Genomic DNA, 2429 nt, shown 5'->3' with positions numbered 1-2429 from the left:
CCGCGGCCCGCTCCCGGCCAGGGAGGCGGCCTCGGTGGGCGCGCAGGTCGCCCGCGCGCTGGCGGCGGCGCACGCGGCGGGCGTCGTGCACCGCGACGTGAAACCCGCCAACGTCGTCCTCACCCCGGCCGGGGCGAAGGTCGTCGACTTCGGCCTCGCCTTCGGGCACCGGACGGCCGAGGGGGCGCTCCTCGGCACTCCCGCCTACGTCGCGCCCGAACTCCTCGCGGGCGAGGACCCGACCCCGGCCGCCGACGTCTACGCCCTCGGCGTCCTGCTGCGCGAGACGCTGCCGGAGCCGGTGCCGTCCGGCCTGGCCGCCCTGGTGGACCGCTGCCTGGACGCCGACCCGGCCCGCCGCCCGACCGCCGCCGAGACGGCCGGGACCCTGGAACCGGCCACGCCCCCGCAGCACGGCCCTGCCGGGCCGCCGCCTGCGAGGCCACCGGCTCCCGACCCCGAAGCGGGCAACCCGACACGGATCTTGGACGACCCCCTGCCCCCCGCGCCCGAGGACGCGTCCCCGCGCCGGACGCCGCTTCTGGTGTCTGGCGGGGCGTCACCGCGACGGTCGCCGTCGTCCGCGTCCGGCGGGGTGTCGGCCCGACGGCCGCTGCTGATCGGCGGGGGAGTGGCCGCCGCCCTGCTGCTCGTGCTGCTGCTGGTCGCGGCGCTCTCCGACGAACGGCGGCCCGCAGCGTCGCCCGCCCCGACCGGGCGGCCGTCCAGCGCCGCGCATGCTCCGACCACCTCACCGTCCACCCCGCCGTCCACACCGGCCGAAGCGGCGTGCGCGGTCGCGTACGCGGTGACCGGGCAGTGGCCCGGCGGGTTCCAGGCGCAGGTGCGGATCACCAACCTCGGCGCGTCCGCCGTGGACGGCTGGCGGCTGAGGTGGCGGTTCGCCCGGGGCGAGCGGATCACGCAGATCTGGAACGGCGTGCGCGAGCAGTCCGGGGCGGACGTCACCGTCACCGCCGCCGACTACAACCGCCGGATCGCCCCGCACGGGACCGCCGAGTTCGGCTTCCTCGGGACGGCCTCCGGGAGCGCCCCCGAACCCCGCCCGGACGCCTTCGCCCTCGGCGGCACACCGTGCGATCAGGCGTGAAAGGGTTGTCCCCGAGCCGCCGGACCTGCACGATGTGGCTATGCGGATCTCTTCGGTCGTGCTGCTCATCTGGCTCGTCATCGGCGCCGTCGCCGCGGGCCAGCGCCACTACTACGACCGGCCGGTCAAGGATCAGCTGAAGGACTGCAGCCGCAGCGGCACGATCGCCGTGACGGTGATCGCCGGGCCGCTCAACTACCTCGGGCTCAACCCGAAGATCTCCTGCAAGATGCCCGAGCCCAGCAAGTAGCCCCGGCCGCCTCCGGCAGCCTGACCGGCCTGCGGTCCGTCCGAGCCCGTCATCTTCCGCCCGCGTGCGCGGCCCGTCCGAGGCGGGCGCTCGCGGCGGTGCGCGGCGCGTGAGATATTGCGGCCCCGCGCCCTGACCGGGATCACCGGTGGGGGCGCGGGGCCGTTCGCCGCCCCACGGGGTGCGCCATGGGCGGCGGGTCTTCAGGGAGCGTCCGGCTCCGGGGCGTGCGCGGCGGCCCGTCCCCGGCCCGGTCGCGCGCGGGGTGGTCCGGCCGCGAACGGCCAGACCACGTTACGCGACGATCAGGAGTGGGTTCTCCAGCAGCTCGGCCAGGCGGGCCAGGAACCTGGCCGCCGTGGCGCCGTCGGCCGCGCGGTGGTCCACCGACAGGGTGATCGCCATGCGGCGGCCGGGGACGACCTGGCCGTCCTTGACCACCGGCTCCTCGCGGACCGCGCCGACCGCGAGGATCGCCGCCTCCGGCGGGTTGATCACCGCGGAGAACGAGTCCACGCCGAACATGCCGAGGTTGCTGACCGAGAACGTGCCGCCGGTCATGTCGGCCGGGGACAGCTTGCCGTCCCGGGCCTTCGCCGCCAGCTCGCGGGTCTCGGCGCCGATCTCCGACACCGACTTGCGGTCCGCGTCCTTGATCACCGGGACCAGCAGGCCGTCCTCGACCGCGACGGCGACGCCGACGTGGACGCGCCTGTGCACGAGCAGGGCGTCCTCGGTGTAGGAGGTGTTGACCTGCGGGTGCTCGCGCAGCGCCCGGGCGGACGCCTTGACGATCAGGTCGTTCACGCTGACCTTGGCAGGGGCGAGCGCCTCGTTCAGGGTCCTGCGGAAGGCGACCAGGGCGTCGGCGTCCACCTCGCGGTTGAGGTAGAAGTGCGGCGCGTTCTGCTTGCTCTCGGTCAGGCGGCGCGCGGCCACCTTGCGGAACCGGTTCAGCGGGACGCGCTCGACGTCCTCGTCCGCGACCTGCGGAGCGGGGGCGGCGGGCTTCTGCGGGGCGGACGCGGCGGCCGGGGCGGGCTGCGCGGCCGGGGCGGACGCGGGCTG

The 2429-nt window shown here is 76.1% G+C and carries 3 protein-coding genes; 2 read left to right on the top strand and 1 reads right to left on the bottom strand.

What is annotated here, in order from left to right; translation table 11 throughout:
• On the top strand, window positions 1-1111 hold a 1111-nt coding region (locus tag DZF91_RS24920), incomplete at its 5' end, for a cellulose binding domain-containing protein (protein ID WP_147341363.1).
• A gap of 40 nt (window positions 1112-1151) precedes the next feature.
• Window positions 1152-1361, top strand: coding sequence for a hypothetical protein (locus DZF91_RS24915; protein WP_117359680.1), 210 nt, complete (start codon window positions 1152-1154; stop codon window positions 1359-1361).
• A gap of 294 nt (window positions 1362-1655) precedes the next feature.
• On the opposite strand, the gene DZF91_RS24910 is transcribed toward DZF91_RS24915, so the two are convergent.
• On the bottom strand, window positions 1656-2429 hold a 774-nt coding region (locus DZF91_RS24910; protein ID WP_147341362.1), incomplete at its 5' end, for a dihydrolipoamide acetyltransferase family protein.

It is taken from the genome of Actinomadura logoneensis (genome assembly GCF_003428695.1).
In the GTDB taxonomy this organism is placed as follows: Bacteria; Actinomycetota; Actinomycetes; order Streptosporangiales; family Streptosporangiaceae; genus Spirillospora; species Spirillospora logoneensis.
Note: the sequence above shows the minus strand (reverse complement) of the source record. Positions and strands in the feature narration are given on the sequence as shown.

Coding starts and splice junctions, on each gene's coding strand:
- DZF91_RS24915 (WP_117359680.1), top strand. CDS start 1,152: ATGCGGATCTCTTCGGTCGTGCTGCTCATCTGGCTCGTCATCGGCGCC.